Origin of the sequence: Azospirillum sp. (assembly GCF_035628975.1) — a bacterium.
In the GTDB taxonomy this organism is placed as follows: Bacteria; Pseudomonadota; Alphaproteobacteria; order Azospirillales; family Azospirillaceae; genus Azospirillum.
Genome location: NZ_DASPIS010000126.1, coordinates 1 through 19,766, shown reverse-complemented (window position 1 = coordinate 19,766; position 19,766 = coordinate 1). Strand labels below are relative to the sequence as shown.

The 19,766-nt window shown below is 66.9% G+C and carries 19 protein-coding genes and 1 tRNA gene; 18 read left to right on the top strand and 2 right to left on the bottom strand.

The genetic code is table 11. The features are described 5' to 3' along the window. The first annotated feature begins 33 nt into the window (after positions 1-33). The 9 genes from VD964_RS26815 (at position 34) to VD964_RS26775 (ending at position 9,431) form a co-directional block, all read left to right on the top strand. A complete protein-coding gene (locus VD964_RS26815) occupies positions 34-204 on the top strand; it encodes a hypothetical protein (protein ID WP_167393271.1) in 171 nt (56 codons plus the stop codon). Between the two features lie 8 nt (positions 205-212). Then, a complete protein-coding gene (locus VD964_RS26810; protein ID WP_324871512.1) occupies positions 213-989 on the top strand; it encodes a transporter substrate-binding domain-containing protein in 777 nt (258 codons plus the stop codon). A gap of 7 nt (positions 990-996) precedes the next feature. Further along, positions 997-2,748, top strand: a complete 1,752-nt coding sequence (locus tag VD964_RS26805) for an ATP-binding cassette domain-containing protein (RefSeq protein WP_324871511.1) — start codon at positions 997-999, stop codon at positions 2,746-2,748. 1 nt (position 2,749) lies between these two features. Further along, the gene (locus tag VD964_RS26800; RefSeq protein WP_324871510.1) at positions 2,750-4,081 is read left to right on the top strand and encodes a prohibitin family protein; all 1,332 of its coding nucleotides are present in this window, start codon (positions 2,750-2,752) and stop codon (positions 4,079-4,081) included. 7 nt (positions 4,082-4,088) lie between these two features. After that, positions 4,089-5,762: an ATP-binding cassette domain-containing protein gene (locus tag VD964_RS26795; RefSeq protein ID WP_324871509.1), complete on the top strand. Its 1,674-nt coding sequence runs from the start codon at positions 4,089-4,091 to the stop codon at positions 5,760-5,762. A 65-nt stretch (positions 5,763-5,827) separates the two neighbouring features. Continuing rightward, complete coding sequence (locus VD964_RS26790; RefSeq protein ID WP_324871508.1) at positions 5,828-6,982, top strand: SDR family oxidoreductase; 1,155 nt, start codon at positions 5,828-5,830, stop codon at positions 6,980-6,982. A 33-nt stretch (positions 6,983-7,015) separates the two neighbouring features. Continuing rightward, complete coding sequence (locus tag VD964_RS26785; RefSeq protein ID WP_324871507.1) at positions 7,016-7,429, top strand: SET domain-containing protein; 414 nt, start codon at positions 7,016-7,018, stop codon at positions 7,427-7,429. Continuing rightward, positions 7,426-8,172: a hypothetical protein gene (locus tag VD964_RS26780; protein WP_324871506.1), complete on the top strand. Its 747-nt coding sequence runs from the start codon at positions 7,426-7,428 to the stop codon at positions 8,170-8,172. Before VD964_RS26785 ends, VD964_RS26780 begins: the two co-directional genes overlap by 4 nt. Before the next feature lie 74 nt (positions 8,173-8,246). Then, complete coding sequence (locus VD964_RS26775) at positions 8,247-9,431, top strand: porin (RefSeq protein WP_324871505.1); 1,185 nt, start codon at positions 8,247-8,249, stop codon at positions 9,429-9,431. Positions 9,432-9,594: 163 nt separating this feature from the next. On the opposite strand, the gene VD964_RS26770 is transcribed toward VD964_RS26775, so the two are convergent. Continuing rightward, positions 9,595-10,047, bottom strand: coding sequence for a hypothetical protein (locus tag VD964_RS26770; RefSeq protein WP_324871504.1), 453 nt, complete (start codon positions 10,045-10,047; stop codon positions 9,595-9,597). 209 nt (positions 10,048-10,256) lie between these two features. Here VD964_RS26770 and VD964_RS26765 point away from each other — a divergent pair, with 209 nt between their 5' ends. From VD964_RS26765 to VD964_RS26725, 9 genes are all read left to right on the top strand, one after another. Then, positions 10,257-10,832 carry a plasmid mobilization protein gene (locus tag VD964_RS26765; protein WP_324871503.1) on the top strand — a complete coding sequence of 192 codons (576 nt, stop codon included), beginning with the start codon at positions 10,257-10,259 and terminating at the stop codon, positions 10,830-10,832. After that, positions 10,822-13,836, top strand: a complete 3,015-nt coding sequence (gene traI, locus VD964_RS26760; protein ID WP_324871502.1) for a TraI/MobA(P) family conjugative relaxase — start codon at positions 10,822-10,824, stop codon at positions 13,834-13,836. Before VD964_RS26765 ends, traI begins: the two co-directional genes overlap by 11 nt. A gap of 402 nt (positions 13,837-14,238) precedes the next feature. Next, entirely contained in the window at positions 14,239-14,535 is a 297-nt protein-coding gene (locus tag VD964_RS26755; protein WP_324871501.1) for a hypothetical protein, read from the top strand. 59 nt (positions 14,536-14,594) lie between these two features. Beyond that, positions 14,595-15,332 (top strand): response regulator transcription factor, encoded by a 738-nt coding sequence (locus VD964_RS26750; RefSeq protein ID WP_324871500.1) that lies wholly within the window; start codon positions 14,595-14,597, stop codon positions 15,330-15,332. Between the two features lie 293 nt (positions 15,333-15,625). Beyond that, a complete protein-coding gene (locus VD964_RS26745) occupies positions 15,626-16,165 on the top strand; it encodes a hypothetical protein (protein ID WP_324871499.1) in 540 nt (179 codons plus the stop codon). 129 nt (positions 16,166-16,294) lie between these two features. After that, entirely contained in the window at positions 16,295-16,789 is a 495-nt protein-coding gene (locus VD964_RS26740; RefSeq protein WP_324871498.1) for a hypothetical protein, read from the top strand. A 180-nt stretch (positions 16,790-16,969) separates the two neighbouring features. Continuing rightward, positions 16,970-17,428: a hypothetical protein gene (locus VD964_RS26735; protein ID WP_324871497.1), complete on the top strand. Its 459-nt coding sequence runs from the start codon at positions 16,970-16,972 to the stop codon at positions 17,426-17,428. Positions 17,429-17,671: 243 nt separating this feature from the next. Further along, complete coding sequence (locus VD964_RS26730) at positions 17,672-17,914, top strand: hypothetical protein (protein WP_324871496.1); 243 nt, start codon at positions 17,672-17,674, stop codon at positions 17,912-17,914. A gap of 30 nt (positions 17,915-17,944) precedes the next feature. Next, positions 17,945-19,669: a recombinase family protein gene (locus VD964_RS26725; protein ID WP_324871539.1), complete on the top strand. Its 1,725-nt coding sequence runs from the start codon at positions 17,945-17,947 to the stop codon at positions 19,667-19,669. On the opposite strand, the gene VD964_RS26720 is transcribed toward VD964_RS26725, so the two are convergent. Then, positions 19,626-19,702 (bottom strand) — tRNA-Met (locus VD964_RS26720). The two genes, VD964_RS26725 and VD964_RS26720, sit on opposite strands and share 44 nt — an antisense overlap. Positions 19,703-19,766 lie beyond the last annotated feature (64 nt).

The window sequence follows — 19,766 nt, the reverse complement described above, 5'->3', positions numbered from 1 at the left end:
GACGGGACGCCGGGCAAAGAAGGAAACATCGCCGTGTTCGAGCTGATCTATATCGGTCTCTGCCTGCTGGTCGGGTTTCTGGGGATCGGCCGCCGCGGCGGATTCCTGCTTTACGCCTTCCTGGCGGTGGTCCTGACACCGCCCGGCGCCCTTCTCGTCATGATCCTGCTGACCACCCGCCGCAAGAAGCCGGCCAAGGCGTGACCGCAGCCATGACCATGCCCCTTCCCGCCGCGACCATCCGCCGGGCTCTCCGCCGGTTGGCATTGCCGTTGCTGCTGGCCGTGTCGGCGCTGCTTGCCGCTTCCTTTCCGGCACGCGCTGAATACTGGACCATAGCGTCGGAAGACCATTTCCCGCCCTACAACTACTCCTTCAACGGCAACCGCACCGGCATCGACACCCAGATCGTCAATGCGCTGCTGAAGGAACTGAACGTCACCCCGGTCCATCGGCCGCTCTCCTGGTCGGAGGTCGTCCAGTCGATGGACGAGAACAAGGTCGATGTCGGCTTCCAGTTCATCGCCTCGCCGGCGCGCTTCGCGCAATACAACATGATCGGGCCGTTCCGCACCGGCACGACGGTGTTCATGGTGCGCAAGGACTCCACCATCACCTTCGACCGGCTGGAGGATCTGACCTCCCACCGCATCGGCGTGGTCGACGGCTTCTCCTATGCGCCCGACTTCGATGCCGCCACCTATCTGGAAAAGGTCGCGTCCAGCAGCAACGTCGTCAATTTCCGCCGCCTGATCCTGGGCCGGGTGGATGTCATCGTCGGCGACCTGCATGTGCTGAACCATATGGCCAAGCAGGACGGCCGGCTGAAGGACGTGCGCGTGCTGGCCAAGCCGGTCGGCCTGATCCCCCGCTACATCGCCATGCCCAAGGCGCGCAAGGAGAAGGCGGAGCGCCTGCAGGCCGCCTTCGTCAAGCTGCGCGACAACGGGACCATCACCCGCATCCTCGACGGCTGGCTGGCGGAGTGAACGGACGATGAGCAAGCGCATTCCCCCAAGCCGGCCCCCCAGCAAACCGCCCTCGTCGCTGCTGCCGCTGATCGGCCTTGCCGACCGCAGCATCCTGACGCGGCTGGTCGTCACCGGCTGCGTCGCCGCCACCGCCAACCTGATCAGCCTGATGAGCCTCAGCGCCGAGTTGAGCGGCTGGATGCGCGGCGAGGTGCTGGACACCCCCTTCCTGGTGTTCTGCCTGTCGCTGCTGGTCTCCTACGCCTTCAGCAAGCGCTTCGTCTCGCTGGCCCTGACCACCGCCTTCAGTGCGCTGGCCGAGGTGCGGCGGCAATTCCTGCGCCACGTCACGCTGGGCGGCCATGCCGACATCCTGGATCTGCAGGCCAAGCGGTCCTTCGATCTCGGCAACCACCATCTGGAACGCATCGCGGCGTTGCTGCCCAACCTGTCTATCGCCGCCAACATGATGCTGGTGGCCGCCGTCGCCTACCTCTACCTGTGGACGCTGTCGACGGTGGGGGCGACGCTGCTGCTGGTCGCCGCGCTCCTGGTCGGCGGCTGGTACGTGCGCGAGGCGCAGCGGACCCGCGCCTTGCTTGGTGAAGCCAAGGACTCCGAGGTTCGGATGCTCCAGGGCTTCTCCGAGATGGTCGGCGGCAATGCCGAGGTCAAGCTGGGCAAGGCGCGGCGCGACGAGCTGACCCAGGCGGTGGAAGCCGACATCGCCCGTTGGGAGGAGCTGAAGCGCCGCCACGGCCGCAATCTGGGGGAGCTGTTCTCCTGGATCGCGACGATCATCATCGGCTTCTCGGCGGTCTTCGTCTTCATCTTCCCCCGCATGGGCGCGATGTCGGTGTCCGAACTGCCGCTGGTCACTTCGGTCATCCTGTTCCTGGCCCGTCCGCTGTCGAAGTTCCTCAACGCCGTTCCCGACTATGTGGCGGCCGAGGATGCGGCGGCACAGCTGAGCACGCTTCTCCGCACCATGCCGGCGACGGAATACGAACCCTCCCGCACGGCCCGCGCGCCGCGCCGCTTCTCGGCCATCGAGCTGCGCGGCGTCAGCTTCGCCTACCGCGCCGGGATGCGGCCGGAGCCCTTCGTGATCGGCCCGGTCGACCTGACCATCCCGGCCGGCAGCGTCGTCGGCATCGTCGGCTCCAACGGGTCCGGCAAGTCCACCCTGCTGCGCGTCATCCCGCTGCTGTTCCGTCCCGACGAGGGGCAGGTGCTGCTCGACGGGCAGCCGGTGGAGGCCGACAGGCTGGAAGCCTACCGCGACCTGTTCTGCGCCGTGTTCCAGGACCACCACCTGTTCACCCGCCTGCCGCAGGGTCCCGGCTTCGACGCCGATCTGTTCCGCGAGATGCTGGCCTATCTGAAGATCGACCATCTGGTGCCGGACACCGGCGACGGGCTGGTGAACCGCGACCTGTCGAAGGGACAGCGCCGGCGCGTCGCGCTTGCGGTCGCGGTGGCCGAAGGCCGGCCGGTCGTCATCCTCGACGAATGGACGTCCGACCAGGACGCCGAATTCCGCACCCGCTTCACCAAAGAGATCATCGGCAAGCTGCGCGCGCTCGGCCGCACCGTGATCTTCGTGTCGCATGACGGCGACGTCTCGTCGGTCTGCGACATCACCATTCGAATGACAAACGGCCGCATGACCGGCGGCCAGATGAACAACGGCCAAATGAACAATGGGCAGACGGACATGCCGGCCATGACGGCCGCGTCCGGCCCAGCCATGGCTTGCTTGCAGGAGACCGCGTGATATGGCTGACCAGGCCTTCACCATCGACGACGCCGATGCGCTGCCGAAGCCGAAGTCGCGCCTGCGCGCGCTGCTGGCCCACTGGTACGACGAACACCGCCGGTCCCTGCTGTGCACGCTGCTGGTCGGGGTTCTGATCTTCCTCTATTTCGCCCCCTCCATCGTCGTCTTCATCCCGGCGGGCCATGGCGGCGTGCTGTGGAAGCGCTTCCACCAGGGCACCCAGATGGCGCCGGCCCTGCCGGAAGGCGTGCACGTCATCTTCCCCTGGGACAAGATCGAGGTCTACGACCTGCGCCTGCAGGAGGACACCCGCTCCTACTCGGCCATCGCCAACGACGGCCTGAACGTCAGCATCGAGATCACGGTGCGCTACCGCCCCTATGCGGAGATGCTGGCCGCCCTGCACAAGAATGTCGGACCGCGCTATCTGGAAGTGCTGCTGGTGCCCGAGGTGGGATCCGTCTCGCGCGAGATCGTGTCGCGCTTCAAGGCGGACGAGCTCTATGCCCACCGCCGCCTGCGGGTGCAGACGGAAACCTACGAGCAGGTCGCCGACCGGGTGATGTACGCGCAGCTGATCGGTGCGGAGGACGTGCCGAAGCCGGACGGGCGGACCAAGACCGGTTACCTGCTGATCCAGGACATTCTGATCCGCAACGTCTCCCTGCCCGAAGCGATCATGGCGTCGATCGAACGCAAGATCCAGCAGGACCAGGCGGCGCAGGAATACCAGTTCCGCCTGCAGCGCGAGCTGTTCGAAAGCCAGCGCAAGCAGCTGGAAGGCCAGGGCATCCGTGCCTTCCAGGAAACCGTGCAGGCCAACCTGACCGAGAATTACCTGCGCTGGCGCGGCATCGAGGCAACGCTGGAGTTGGCCCATTCGCCCAACGCCAAGATCGTCGTGATCGGCAACGCCGCCAGCGGCGGGCTTCCGCTGATCCTGGACGCGGCTTCCGGCCTGCCGGCACCGGGGACCGCCACCCCGGGCACCCCCACGGCCACGCCGGGTGCCCTGCCCGCGGGTCCCAACGCCAAGTTGACGTCGGTGCCCACCAGCGCCGCAGTGCCGCCGGTCTCGCAGCTGCCGTCCCTGACCGGCGAGGGATCGCCGGGCCAGACTCCCATCGGCCAGATGCCGAGCCTGAACACCGGCAGCACCGAACCCGTCCCCGGCACGGCCGCCGGCTCCGGCACGGCCGGACACCCGACGTCGCCCGCGCCCGGCACCAAGCCGGAGCCGGCGAAGGAGGGCTCCAAGACCGCGGCATCGGCACCGATCCTGTCGAAGGTGTCGCCGTCCAAGCTCCTCGACATGATCCAGTCGAAGTGAGGCGGCGATGGATCTCTGGCGTATCCTGAGACGCGACGCCCTGCGCAACATCCAGCCGCTGATGCTGCTGGCGGTGCTGGCCGCAGCACTCAACCTCGCCCTGCTGACCTCTCTGAACGACGCGCTTCTGGCGCTGGACGATCCGGAGGGGCTGCAGCGTCTGCTGATCGTCTTCCTGCTGTCCGCCTTCCTGTGGCGGATCGCCCAGGGTTGGATGATGAACGCGGCATCCAAGCGCATGCAGGCGGCCCTTGCCGTCCTGCGCGTCGACCTGCTGCGCCGGGCGGTGGCCGCCGACCTGCCGGACGCGATGGCCATCGGTTCCTCCAGGCTCGCCCAGGTGGCGGGGCCGGAGCTGCAACTGCTGGCCCAGGCGGTGCCGACGCTGGTCATCAGCTTCCAGTCGGTCGCCGCCATCCTGCTGTGCCTGCTGTACCTCGCCACACTGTCTGGTGCGGCGGTCCTGATCGTGCTTGGCTTCCTGGTCGTCGGCGGCATTCTGATCGGACGCTCCGTCATCCGGCTGGAGCTGATGTCGGAGACGATCCACGAGGCCGAAGGCGCCCTGTCGGAGCGGTCGGACCACATCCTGCAGACCTTGCGCGAATGCAAGCTGAACCGCCGCCGCGCCGCCAACGCGCTGGCTGACGCGACCGCCTGCGCTGAGGCCCTGCGCAAGGAACGCCACCGCTTCGGGGCGGAGTACAGCCACTACTTCACCATCAGCGAGCTGACCTACTACGCGGCGCTGGCCGGGATCATCTTCCTGCTGCCGGCGGTGACCGACACCGACATCGCCACCGTCATCCTCTCCGGCCATGCCGCCGCCTTCATCGCCTATCCGGTCATCACCATCGTCGCCTCCTACCCGTCCTATATCGCCGCGGAGACGGCAGCCCGCTCCTACCTCGCGGTTGAGGCGGAGCTGAAGGCGGCACCGCAGGCGGTGGCTCCAGGCCGCAGCAGCGGAAAGGACGACGCCTTCGCCACCATCGCGCTGGAAGGCGCCACCTTCCGCCATGCCGGCCGCGACGGTTCGGGGTCCTTCACCGTCGGCCCGGTGGACATGACGATCGAACGCGGCAGCGTCGTCTTCATCACCGGTCACAACGGCGCCGGCAAGAGCACGCTGATCCACATGTTGCTGGGCCTCTATCCGGTCCAGCGCGGCAGCCTGTCGGTCGACGGCGTGACCGTCGGACCGGACAGCCTCGCCGCCCACCGCGACCGCTTCGCCGTGGTCTTCTCGGACAATCATGTGACCCGCCAACTTTATGGTGCGACGGCTCTCGACGACGGCTATGCCGAAGAGCTTCTCGACCTGCTGGAGATGTCGGACAAGGTCGCGGTCGACAGCCGCGCCTTCACCACCGTCGATCTGTCGCAGGGCCAGAAGAAGCGGCTCGCCCTGATCGCCGCCCTGCTGGAACGCAAGCCAGTGCTGGTGCTGGACGAATGGGCGGCCGACCAGTCCCCCTATTTCCGGCGCAAGTTCTACCGCGAGATCATCCCGTGGCTGAAGGCGCGCGGCATCACCGTGATCGCGGTGACCCATGACGACGCCTATTTCGACGCGGCCGACGTGCAGCTCCAGGTCGACCGCGGCGGCATCCGCCGGCTGGTCACCACCGTTCCCCCGGGCGGCATTCCTGCCCCCGACCTGCTCCCCGCCTCTCCCTGAGGCCGGTCCACTTTCTTCCTTCCTCCCCTGCCCCCCATCATCCAGACGCGAGACAGAGGCACACCATGATCCTTCTCACCGGCGGCACAGGCTTCCTCGGCGGCTCCTTCTACCTCGACGCCGTGCGGAACGGGACCGCGGCCGACTGCCTGCTGCTGATCCGCGGCGCCGACGAGGCCGCCTGCCGCGCCCGCCTCTCCGCCAACCTCGCCCGGTGCGTCGACCGCGCCACCGCCGAGGCCTATGCCGGCCTGTGCCAGATCCTGCCGGGCGACCTGCAGTCGCTGGCGACCAGCGCCGACCCGCGGCTGGACGCGGTGACCCACATCGTCCATGTCGCCGCCGACACCTCCTTCGACAGCCGCCATTCGGTCTGGCAGATCAACGTCGATGGCACGCTGGCGCTGGCCGCCCGCGCCCGCCGGATGAAGCATCTCCAGCGCTTCCTGCACATCGGCACCGCCTTCTGCTGCGGCGAGACGCCGTGGCTGGAAATGGTGAGCGAGGCCCCGGCCCCCGGCCACGAGACGCCGCACATCGTCGAGTACACCCGCAGCAAGGCGGCGGCCGAGCGCGCTCTCGCCGCCGGCTTCCCCGACCTGCCGATCGTCGTCTGCCGTCCGTCGATCGTGGTCGGCCACACCCAGTTGGGCGTCCGCCCCAGCGCCAGCATCTTCTGGTTCTTCCGTCTGGTCGACCGCACCGGCATCCTGCCCTGCTCGCCGGACGGCTTCATCGACATCGTGCCGGTGGACTGGGCGTCTGCCCGTCTCCACGACCTGCTGCGCAAGCCGGACCTGAAGCACAGCCTCTACCACATCTCCGCCGGTCTCGGCAGCCGCACCACCTGGGTCGATTTCCAGGAGGCGTTCGCCAGCCATGGCCATGAGGGCACCCGCCCCTACAGCTTCTTCGATCCGAAGGGTCCGGAGGGGTGGAAGCCGTTCGACCGCGCCTATCGCCTCGCCTTCCCGCAGCGCGACATCCTGCACCGGACGATGGCCGCTGGCGGGCGCAAGTACCACCGCTTCACCGCCCAGGACATCGCCTTCGACAACAGCCGCCTGCTGTCGGAAGGCTTCGCTCCGCCGCCGCGCTTCGCCGACTACATCGGGGTCTGCCTGCAACAGCCGCGCACGACCATCGAGGAGCAGTTCGTCGACGACGCCGCCAGCTTCGAGTTCGACGAGTCGCTGGCTCCCGCAACCGCCGCCGCCTGACGCAGCAACGGGTCACCCGGATCAAGAAACGCCATGCCGCTCCTCATCCCCACCCGCCTCGCATCCAGCCCGATCCACGGGCTGGGTCTCTTCGCCGAGGAGCCGGTCGCGGCCGGCACGCCGGTGTGGCGGTTCGACGCCCGCGTCGACCGCCTCTTCGCGCCCGACGATGCCCTGCTGGACGAATTCCCCCAGCTTTCCCGGCTGGTGGATTTCCATGGCTGCGTGATCGACCGGGTCGGCGTCCTTCTGCCGGGGGACGATGCCCGCTTCCTCAACCATGCCGACGACGCATCGATCGGCCGGGCCGACGCCGGCGACTGGCGGATGTTCGTCACCCGCCGCGCCATCGCCGCCGGCGAGGAGATCACCTGCAACTACGAGGACATCTGCGCCGATGTCCGCGATGCGGGCGCGGCACTCTACCTGTCCGGAGGAACGGCATGACGCCGCGCGCGTCCCATCATCCCTTGCGGACCAGCATCGTCGAACCCGCCGCCCTGACGCCCGAACGGCGGTCGGCGATGTTCGCCCTGCTCAGCGTCTGGTTCGAGGGCTATGGCGAGGAGTACTTCAACGAGGAACTGGGCGGCCTCGACCATTGCGTCCTGCAGGAGGATCCCGACACCGGCGAACTGGTCGGCTTCGCCACCGTCTACCGCCAGGAGACGGAAATCGGCGGCACGCCGGTCGGGGCCTTCCACACCGCCCATTGCATCCTGGAACGCCGCTTCTGGGGGTCCAACGGGCTGGTGCGCGCGATGCTCACCGAAATGGTCGCCCGCGCCCGCTCCGACCGGTCGGGGCGGCTCTGGTGCTGGAGCTACAGCGCGGTCGGATACCGGTCCTACCGCTATATGCCGATGCTGTTCATCCGCCACACGCCCCATGCGGACCAAACGCTCGACGAATTGGACCGGGCGTTGCGCGACCATATCGGGCGTGAATGCTTCGCCCAGTATTACGACGCCTCGACGGGCACCGTGGACTGGAAATGGCAGGGCTACGGCCTGACGGAGGAGGCCCGCGCCATCAGCGAGGCCAAGCTCGACAGCCCCGCCGTGGCCCAGTTCCAGCGCCTGAATCCACGCTGGGCCGACAGCGTGGAGATCCTCTGCCTCGCCCGCCTGACCGACGACAACCTCACCGCCTTCGGCCGGCGCTGGTTCCCGGCCGCGCAAGCCGCCTGACCTCGCTGCCCGACGTCTCCCGCGCCTCCCCGCATACCGCTCCCCCGCCGTCCAATCCCGGAATGACCATCCCCATGCGCCTGACACCCTCGCTTTGCGTGCTTCGCACCGCAGCCCTGACCGGCACCGCCTTCGTCGCGCTTCACACAGCGCCGGCCCTTGCCGAGCAGGGATTCGACCTGACCATCGGCGGTGACGCCTATTTCCAGGGCGCCTATGTCAGCCAGAAGCAGGACAGCGGACTGCGCTCCACCGAGTTCGCCAACCGCCTGCGCCTGACCGTCACCCCGTCCGCGACCGCCGACAACGGCCTGACCTACGGCGCCCGGCTGCGTCTGGTCGCCGGAAACGGGGATCCGTCGGTATCGAGCCGGACGGTCGAGAATGACCGCGCCTTCATCTACGCGAACGGTTCCTTCGGCACGCTGCAGGCGGGCGTCATCAACGGGCTGTCGGACGAATACGGCATCATCGGCCCCAACACCGAGGGCATCGCCGGCAGCCCGGACAGCAACGGCGTGCTGTTCCTCTATGGCTCCTCCACCTTCGCGGCCCTGCCGCTGGCGGCGACCAGCCTGCGGACGCTGGTGTCCTACGACACTGGAAGCAAGCTCATCTACATTAGCCCGAGCTTCGGCGGGCTGCAGGTGGCGGTGTCCTACACGCCGCGCCTCGGCGATTCCAACAGCTCGGTCGACCGCCGCAAGGTCGATACCCTGGGCGATGCCCTGTCGTTCCGCGACATCGTCGAAGCCGGCGCCGCATTCCAGAGCGCTTTCGGAGACGTCACGGTGGAGGCCAGCGCCTTCTACCAGACCGGCAAGGCGGTGCGGCAGAGCGACGGCGTCCTCGACCAGTCCTTCGAGGATCTGAGTTCCGTCCATGTCGGCGCCAATATCGGCTATGGGCCGGCGAAGGTCGGCGTCAGCTATGCCTTCAGCGGCGACAGCGGCTATGCCAAGGGCATCGCCCGGTCACGCGACCAGCAGAACCTGATCGTCGGCGCCCAGTATGTCAGCGGATCACTGCTGTTCGCCGCCAACTACATGCGGGCACTCGGCAATGACGCAGCGACCATGACGACACCGGCCAAGGCCGACATCTGGCAAGGTGGCGTCACCTGGACCGTTGCGCCCGGCCTGACCACCGGGCTGGAGTATGATTACGTGCGTTCGACCCTGTCCGGCGGGGCGTCTGGTGGAGCCGATCTGACTGACAGGGCACATATCTTGATGCTGGATACACGTTTGGCATTTTAAAGTGGGGTGAAGTGGTGGACGGTGAACCGCTCCAAAAAATCCGGAGCGGTTCAAACGCAGAAGGCCCGGCTTTGTCGGAGATAATGGAACGGGGTGGGCACCGGTCACGGTGCCCACCCCGTTCTTTTTGCTGACCGGAGCCGTGGCTTCGTGGCGCGCCCGCTCAGCCCTGCAGACTCTTGTCCGCATTCACGAAGCCAAACTGCTTCTGCTCCTTGTTGTCCGTCGGCTTCCGCGTGCGCCTGGTAGCGGTGCTGGTCTTCTCCGCCGCCGTTCCGGCGGGCGACGCGCTCTTGGTACCCGGCACCTTCTTGATGGGCATTGCCATCGTGGCGGCCCTGGTGCTCTTTGTCTTCTCCCTTTTGCAGGTCTTCGTTCCGCGGCCATCCTGCACGTAGGTGCTCAGACCCGAGGCATCGATGACCAGGCCCTGCTCCGTCAGCCAACCGGCCATCGCCTTCCAGGTCCAGCCTGCCTTCCGTTTTGCCAGCAGGTCGTCCTTCAAGAGATCGATGGACTGCCGAGTGGACAGATCCTTGACCGGAACCGGGGCGGTTTCCAGCTTCTGACGCAGATCGTTGAGGAAATCCGGGGTGTAGGTGCGCGTCTTGGGCATGGCGTGCCCTCCTCGTCCATGCATCCTCGTTGCTCGGAGGATGCCCACCACCATGATACCGCGTCGGAACCGGCACGCAAAAATGTCTTCCAGCGGTCGTGCGGCGTGTTGCGCGCTCCGTTCGATTCTCCCAGGTCCCCGGTGGGGCGGCCTGGAGGTCCGCCGGAGGGGACAGGGTAGGCGAATGTCCCACAGCGCCCGGAGGCGCGATGGGACACCGGCTGGATCGCCTCGGCGCCGCATGGCGGCTTCTTGGCGATCCAGCCTTCCGCAGCCTGGTCAGGGGCTCCGCCCCCGACACCCCATCGGCACCGCCGGAGGCGCAACGTGCGCCAAGCCCCGGCTCGAGGATGGAGGGTGGCATGGCAGGACGGTCAGGATCCAAAAAGTGCCTGAAGGGCAACAACGTCAAAGTGCGTGTGGCCCCGCAGGAACGAGACCTCATCGAGCGGAAGGCGCGGCAGGCGAACGTAACGATGTCGGAGTTCATCCGGCAGGCTGCGCTGGGCCGGGAGGTCCGGTCCGTCGCAGACCGTAAGGCGATGGCGGACCTGAACCGGCTGGGCGGCCTGCTCAAGTGGTGGCTGACCGACGGCAAGGGCAAGTACGGTGAACGCCACATCCGCGGCAAGGCACCGCCGATGCACGTGCCGAGGATCACCGATCTCCTCCGCGACATCGAGCGCACCATCCTGCGGGTGATCACCACCGGCAACGACAGCATGGACGATGACCGCTTTGATGACGCCGAGGTTGACGACGTCGGGGGCGAGGATGATCGCTAAGGTCTGCGACCGGCGGCGCGACGGGCTGTCCAGCTTCGCCGCCGCCATCGCCTACATCGCGGCACCGGGAAAAGCCGCCCACCTGGCTCTGCACGAGGTGCTGAGCTTGAACATCGCTGCGGCGCAGATGCGCTTCACCTCGGACGCCTGTCCGCGGTGCCGCGATCCTCTCTATCATCTTGTCATCAGCTGGCCGGAAGGCGAGAGCCCGACCAACGACGAGGTGGAAGACGCGGCCCGGCATCTGCTGCGCCGCATCGGCTTTGATGACCATCAGTGGGTGTTGGCTGTCCACCGCAACACCCTGACCGTTCACGCGCACATCCTGATGTGCCGGGTCCATCCGGAAACGGGACGAGCTCATTATCCACACCGCGATTGGGGCACGCTGGACCATGCCTGCCGTGAGGTCGAGCTGGTGCAGGAGTGGAGTCACGACCGGGGCCGGTATGTGGTGGTGATAACCGGCGATCATCTGGTCATCGAAGACCGGCGCCGCGCCGCCGACACGCCGCCGCGTCTGTCCGATCGGGCGCTGCGGTACGAGCGCGCCACCGGCAGGATGAGCTTCCAGAGTTGGGTAGCGACGCAGCCGGCGGACATCGTGCGCGACGCGGCGGACTGGGCGGAGGTGCATGCTGCCTTCCAGGAACTAGGGATTGCCATCCGGCCCAAGGGCAGCGGCCACGTCATCGTCGACCTCGCCGATTCCACCGCTGCCGCGAAGCTCTCCCACATGGGTCTTGGCGGTCTGGCGAAGATCGAGGCGCGGCTGGGGGAGACATACGCACCGCCGGATCCAACACCGGCTCACCGCCCGCCCGACGAACCGCGATCGGTTGTCGATGTCACCCCTGAGCAGGACCAGCCGCTTCCACCCGTGAAGCGCAGAACGCGGGATGCCACCCAGCGTGAGCAACGCCGCGAGGAGCGGAAGGACGAGCGCTTGGCGCTGTATGATCTCTACCGGACCAGCGTGGCCGACCGCGAGGAGCGGCTCCGGCGCGATCGCCGGGCGTCCTGGGAGGCGCAGCGGGCTTCGGAACGCGACCGCCGAGCCGCCCTGCGGGCGGACCAGAACGAGCGCCGCCTCGCGCTCAAAGGCGTCCACCTGTCGCTGGTGAAGCGGCGGGCCTGGACCGCGATGCTGGCGACGGTCGCCGCGGAGGACCGCGCCGGCCTAACCGCGACCTTCCAGCGCGAACGCCAAGCGCTGCGGAACCGGTTCGGCGTCCTTCGGCGCACCGGATGGACCGATTTCCTGCAGGAACGGGCGTTGGCCGGGGACCGGGCGGCGCAGGCGGCGTTGCGCGGCATCCGGTATCGAAACCGCCACGCGGACCCGGCGGTGACCACGACTCCCGATCCTTCCCCACAGCCGGCGCAGACCGACCCCACTCCGCCGCATGAGCCCATCCGCGACAAGCCGCCCCGTCGTGAACCGGTACTCGTGCGAAACGGCGCGCGCTTCGTCGAAGCGGTCCCCCAGCCTCCGCTCGAAACGCTTCCGCTGTCTGCTCCTTCGCTGAGCCGCAAGGCCCGGTACAAATGCGCGATGCTCGACGAGCATTACGGCCAACCGATCGACCGCACCATCGGCGAGCTGATTCATTATGTCCGGACGCCGCGATCGCCGGAAGAGCCGCTGCGGGTGACGCTCACCTCGGACGAAGTCCTGACGGACAGCGGCGACCTGATCACTGTCGACTCGCCGGGCGCCGTCACCGGCCACGCCGTCGCCGCTTTCGTTGCGATGGTTCGAGCCGCCGAATGGCCGGCGGTTGAACTGTTCGGCAGCGACGACTGGATTGCCGCCGCCACCGAGGCGCTGAATGCCGCCGGCATCCCGAACTGGCCCGAAGGCTGCCGGCCGGAACTCGAACCGGCCGCGGCCCGGCCCGATGAGCCAAGCCCCCACAATCCCCTCCTCTCGCCGCCGATAGACATGCCAGAGCCGACCGAGCCGGCGCCGGTGATCGCGGAGACAACAGCGATTCCGAGCGCCGCAGCGTGGGAAACTCCGTCGTGGTTGGGCGATGAGGAACTCGAATCGGATCCGCCGCAAGTCGGCAATACAACCTCCCCTCTGCCCCCCGTTTCCAGTCGGGGGCTGCCGACTTCCACCGCCGACCCGGCCGATGTCCAGAAACACGATCCGATCGAGAGGCTGCGTGATGTCCTTCTGAGTGCGAAACGCCCGCCGATGCGGGCTGCGGACGCAGCACTGGACGCCCAGCCTCAGAGGCCGGCGCCTCCGGCGTCGCGCACCCAGATGAAAGTGGAGGCTTGGCTTGCGCAAGCCAAGCAGACGCAGGCGATACCAAAGACGGAGACCAATCATGAGCACGCTGTCGGACCAGAACCTGAAACTTGGACAGGAGCCGGCGACCGTCGGCGAGCGGATCGAGCAGCAGATTGCCGCCCTGACCAAGCATCTGACGACGCCGCCCGGGCCGGAGAGCGCCGCCGACGCGATCCTGCAGCGGCTGGACCAGATCGGCGACGTGCTGATGCTGCTCGCCGCGGGCGTGGAGAGGCAGAACGCCAGCCTGACCGTAATCCTGTCGCATCTCCAGGCGCGGGAATGACCGGACCTGCAGCCGTCGCGCCTGTACCCCGGGCGCGACCGCTTCCCGCCCTAGGACCGAAGTTCCAGCCCCCATGGATTTTCAGCCAGTACGTCAAGCACCTGGAGCAGTGGCGTGACCACAACCTGAGGCATGCTTCGGCAGCCGCGGTGATCCAGTCGTTGCCGTTGGTGCGCAAAGCGGTGGAAGATCGCGGGCTTGCCTTGGCGGCCACCGATGGGCCGGAACTGGTGGATGCCTTCGTGGTCGAGATCCTTGCCAGGATCGATCCCGATCTGCTCGATGCCCATGCGGCGGTGCTTGCGTTGGACCAGGAACACCAGATCGCGGCGGCAAAGAATCGTCCGTCATCCTCGGACCCGCCAGAGCGGACCCGTTCCCCCAGTCACCCGCGCGGACGCGACCGAGATCGATAGGAGGCGACGGTTGGTCCGATCCTGCTGCTGGACAACGATGACAGTCCGTTTCTGGCCGTCGATGCTTCGTTCCATGAGGACGGCTGATCGTAAGGTGTGGCAACCGATCCACTGGTGTGAACCGACGGCTTGCTGAAACCGGTGAAGCGCCTGCGCGGAATGGTCGCCGCCATCGGCGGCTGAACCGCCGCACGACCGGCGGGAGCCGGCCCCCACGACCACCCACCCGCGTGTACGCGGGCGGACTGGTGGGAAACAGCGCCAATGTCCATCCGACCTCCTGAACCGGAGATGATGACCACTACCGAGGAGCGAGGATGGCATCCGGCCGGACCGCGGCCGCCCTATGCGGCGCCGCGGTCCATCCGGACGCCATCCCGTCGATCATACCGGACCAATTCCATGAAATTCATGCAACCGCCCGCAGAACCCGCCACGGCCCGCATTGCCCGACTGCGTCGGATCGCCGAACGTGCTGAGCGCGACTGCGCCGCGACCGGCCGCCCCGACCTGCTGTTGCGTGCGGCACTCCACCACCATGCGGCCGGAGACGTCGACATCGCGCGGGCACAAGCGGCGGCCCTTGTCGACCGCGCCGACGATGACCCCGGCTACGCGCCGGTCTGGCTGATCCACCAAGCCCACGACCTGATCGCCCGGATCGACGGTGCGGATGACGCGCCGCACGGCGCCGACTGACCTGCTCCACTCTTCCCACACCTGCCATTGAATCAATTCCCGTTCGAAATGAGGTAGCGATGCCCGACACAGATCTCAGTCCCCCCACCCCAGCCAACACAACGCCACTTGCTCCCCAGGATTGCGCATCGCCGACGCCAACGACTGCGGTCATTGTCGCTGGCGACCGGTTTGCCCTGCGGGGCCTGGTCAGCCTTCTCGGCCGAGTCCATTCCATTGGCTCCATCGAAGCTCACGGCAGCATCGACGCGGCGATGTCCGGACCGCGAACGGATCTCCTTGTGGTGCATACCGGCACGCCTGGCTTGACCATCGAGCCGGTGGCGGCGCTGGTCGAGCGAAGACAGGCCAGAGTTCTCCTTGCTGCCGGGGTGTGCGGACCCAGCAGACTGGCGGAGTTGCGAGCCGCCGGTGCCCACGGGCTGCTGACCGGGGCGGAAACGACGGAACTGTGCGCCAGCATGATCCAGCTGGCTCTTGCCGACTGCTGCTGTTGGCCAGCAGCAGCGGCAATCAATCCAGATGAAATCAAGGTATTTCACAGCATACCGGCCCCTGCTCTCACTCTGACGGCAAGACAGCGGGAGGTTGCCGCAGAACTTGCGCGCGGCCACAGCAACAAGATCATCGGCGCCACCCTTGGGATGAGCGAAGGAACCGTCAAGATACATCTTACTGCAGTCTATCGGACTCTCGGCGTCAGCAACAGGGCGATGGCGGTCGCACGTTTGCTTCCAGAGTTCGGTTCTTTGACTTGCATGGATTGTGCCGTCGAAGAGCGGGGAAAATGCCCATGAGGACGAGCCGGACGAAGCCATCCGTGATGAAACATGTGCCATCGATCGCCGATTCTTGTCGATGCGCTCGGTGCGGCATCTGGCACGACCAGGACCGTAGCGGTCTGGACAACTGGCTCCTTGTCGGGCCGCCCGGCGATCCCGAAAGCTACACACTGTGCCGCCGCTGCCACATCACAATTATGCGGCGACGGCCACACTATCTCGACCCGGACACGTATCTGACGCTGCTGCCTCCCCGCTGGCCGAACCGGGGGCGACGCAAAACCAACAGAAGAGGGAGCGCCCGGTCCATGGCCAGCAGCCACACCGCCGCCGACAGGGAGATGGCCCTCCGCATCGTACTGGCCACGGTGCCGAAAGGCTTTACTGTCGGCATTGGCCCTCATGTCGAGGGCGACAAATTGTGGATGAGGATCGATGACGCGCCCTTCCCCGCCTTCTTGCCTCGGCGGATAATCCGCTGGGGAACCTTCCTCAGCTACAGCGTCGGACCCGACACTCTGACTTACCCGCCCCGTGTCGCCGCGGTGATCCAGAGCATCCGCGTGACACTCACCGCCGCCGGGATCGGGGAGGCGGACATCAGCCTGTCTCAGGCCGCTGCGGAACGGCAGGCTGCCCAAATCCTTGCTTTGAGCCAGAGCGCCCACGGACGGATGGCGCTGGCCAAGCTGCTTGGCGCAGCCGGGTTGGACGAAGAGGCTATCTCCGCACAACTTGACTGGCTCGATCGAACCCCATTACCGGCGGCTGCACCCCTCAATAGAAGCCAACCATGTGGTGGTCGTCGCACGCGACGCGACCAGTTCGGCAGTTCTTGCAACGGCTAAGTGCGGGACCGCGATGTTGCTCCGCCATGACGCACAGTCGGCGGAACCTTGCGGCTGGTCGGCACCGGCATCCAACACCGGCCCATTATCCCCTCCCATACCATTCCATTCCAGCTCCAGAGGTTTCTCATGACATCGACCGATCTCACGACCCCGCCGAGCAAAACCGCGGTAATCGCCGATCCCCACCCTGGCACCATCGATGCATTGGAGGCGCAGCTCTTCAAAACGAACCCCACACGCCGGGCAAAACTGGTCACTGAGACTTGCGACCTTGTCCCCGTCGTGACCGCCGACCTGGCGGTTTGGCGTGATCAGGTCGGTGATGACGATACCCGTTGCGCCCTCGGAGTGATCGCCGAGGCGCTCGATAGCGCCCACCTCCTGATCGTCGCGGCCCGGCGAGACGCGCCGCGGCCATGGCACCCGCTGCTGACCCAATGCGACCGGTGTACGCGAATGCGCCGCCACTTGGCGGATGCCACGGAGTTCCTCGAGTGGGCGATGACCGTGGCCCGCAGCGTCAGCCTGACGATGAAGGTCGACGTCCAGCAGGCGATCCACCGTGACGAGGAGGGCCTAGCCGTCACAGTATCGACCGCCACGCTCAGCCTACACGAATAGAACAGGGGGTAGCCAAACGATGGACCATCCAACCATGCCACATCCCGATCCTGCGGGCTGCCAGGACCCAAGCTCATTCCTGCGACGGCGGCGACAATTTCTCGCCCCGGCACGTATTTGATCCTGCTTCCACCTCGCTGGCTGCGCCGGGAGCGTGGCGTCAAATAGGGAGGCGCCAGAATGGCCCGCTGTTACACCGCCGCGGATCGCGAAGCGGCTTTCCGCGTCGTCCAGGCCATCGTCCCGCAGAGTTTCGTCGTCGCTATCAGCCCGCATGTCGAAGATGGCCGCTTGTGGGTTCGGATCGATGACGCGCCCTTTCCCTGCATTCTGCCCTGGAGGATCATCCGCTTCGGTAAGGTCGTCGTCACTTACAGCACCACCGCCCCCGATCCTCTGACCTATCCGCCCCATGTCGCTGCTGTATTCCAGGACATTCGCACAGCACTCGCGGCCGCCGGGTTCGGGGAGGTGGACATCAGCCTGTCGCAGTTGGCCGCTGAGCGGCAGGCCAGGCGGATCCTTGAGCTGACCCATAGTGCTCACGGACGCATGCGATTGGCCGGCCTGCTTGCCGCCGCTGGACTGAACGACGAAGCAGTCGCCGGCCAGTTGGACTGGCTCGACCGGACCTCATGAACGGCTGCGTCCCGGACCGGACAGTCCGGCTGGGCCGGCATCATGATGCTGTTGTCGCACGATCCCGGCTGGTGAGGGGGAACGAACACGCCAACGACCGGCCTTTTCAGCGGCGTCAACATCTTTATTGCGTTCGGACGTTCCTCCGAGGCGAACGCGGAGACCATGAGGAGGGCGGGTGCGGCACGCTGTCCTGCAGCCGGATCGGATTGGTTTCCGATCCGCCATCGCAGGAGCGCTTCCATGCCCGTGTCCCGCCGCGAGGCCGACCCCGCCACCCCCGCCTCCGCCGAGCCGTCGGAACCGGACCACCGCCTTCAGCGCGTGGAGGAAACCCTGCTGGACCTGGTGCGCCTTATCGCCCGAACCGAAGCCCGCCGCTTCCTGCACTCTTCCCGCGGCGTCACCGACCTCCGCGTGTTGGTGCTGATCGCCCTGATCAGCCTGACCATCATGATCGGCATCATCGCCGCGACACCCTCCTGACCTCCCTCGCCCCGGAAAGGACACGCCTTCATGAGACGCAAGCCGAGTTCCGGCCAGTCCAACGGCACCATCGGTGACCGGGTGGTGATCTACGCCCGCTACTCGGACCAAAAGCAGGACCCCTCCTCCATCGACGCCCAATTGGCGCTCTGCCGCGACTTCGCTGCCTCCAAGGGATGGGAGGTAGCCGGCGAATTCACCGACGCGATGATCAGCGGGGCCACCAAGGCGCGGGATGGCTATCAGGCCATGCTGCGCGCCGCTGACGCCGGCGGGGCGGATATCGTCTTCGCCGAGCCGCTCGACCGCCTGACCCGCGACCCGGAAAAGAGCCACGCCCTGTTCAAGCGGCTCAAGCACCGGGGCGTCCGTCTCGTCACCCTGGCCGAGGGCGAGGTCAGCAACATCCACGTCGCGGTCAGCGGCATCTCCAACGCCCTCTACCTTGAGGCCGTTTCATTCAAAACCCGGCGCTCAATCCTCGATAAGGTCCGGAGAGGCGAGATCATCACCGGCCTCGCCTACGGTTACCGGGTGGTCAAGGTTTATGCGGACGACGGAACGTTGGTCGACCGGCACTGGGAGATCGTCGAGGAGCAGGCGGCGGTGTTCCGCGAGATCTTCACCGTTTTCGCCGGCGGCCGCAGCCCCAAGCAGATCGCCCGCGCCCTGAACGAGCGTCACGTTCCCGGCCCGCGCGGCGGCATCTGGCGCGACACCACCATCCGCGGCCATTATGAGCGGGCGAGCGGCATTCTGCGCAACGCGCTCTACGCCGGCGTGCTGGTGTTCAACCGCCAGAGCTTCAGCCGCAACCCGGCCGACGATGCCAAGCGCGTCGCCAACCTCAACGACGAGTCCGATTGGGTGCGGGTGCCCTGGCCGGACTTGGCCATCCTCCCGCAGGCTCTGTGGGACCGGGTCCAGCAGCGGCTGCAGGACATCCGGAACGGCGCAGCATCCAGCGCCATTCGCGACGTGCGTCCGTGGGAGCACCGCCGCCAGCATCTGCTCACCGGCCTCGCGGTCTGCGCCGGCTGCGGCACGTCGCTCAGCAACGCCGGCCGTGATTATCTCGCCTGCGCCACCGCCAAGCTCTCGCCCACCTCCTGCACCAATCAGGGCAGCGTCCGACGGAGTGTGCTGGAGGACACAGTGCTGAACACCCTGCGCGATCGGCTGATGCAGGACGACATGGTTGCGGCCTTCATCGCCGCCTTCCGGGAGGCGGTTCGGACGGATGGGCAGGGACAGACCGCTGAACAGCGGCGGCTGGAAGCCGAATTGAAGAAGGTGCGCCAGGACCTCGATGGGCTGGATGCCACCGCCCGCCAGGGTCGGCTGACCGAGCGCCTGCACCGGTTGATGGTCGAGTTGGAGGCGAAGGCCGAATCGCTGGAAGCGGCGCTGGCCTCCCCTCCCCCACCGCTTGTGGAACTGCCCAACAACTTGGCTGCCCTGTACCGGGAGCGGATCGCCGATTTGGCGGCGACGCTGGAGGACCCGGAGCACCGGATCGAAGCGCGCGACCGCCTGCGCCCGCTGATCGAACGGGTGGCGGTGCGCTTCGGCATAGCCGATGCCCGAGGGGTCGAGATCACGCTGGAGGGTGATCTGGTGGCGCTGCTCAGTCTCGGCCTGGTCCCAAACGCACCAAAGGCCAGCGCTGCGGGAGCGGCCGGCCTTCGTGAACAGGTGCGTTCGGTAATAGTGGTTGCGGGGGCAGGATTTGAACCTGCGGCCTTCAGGTTATGAGCCTGACGAGCTACCGGGCTGCTCCACCCCGCGGATGTCTCGGTATGGGGTGATGGATTTCGTGAGGATGCCAGCGTGTTTGCTTCGGTTTAGCGTC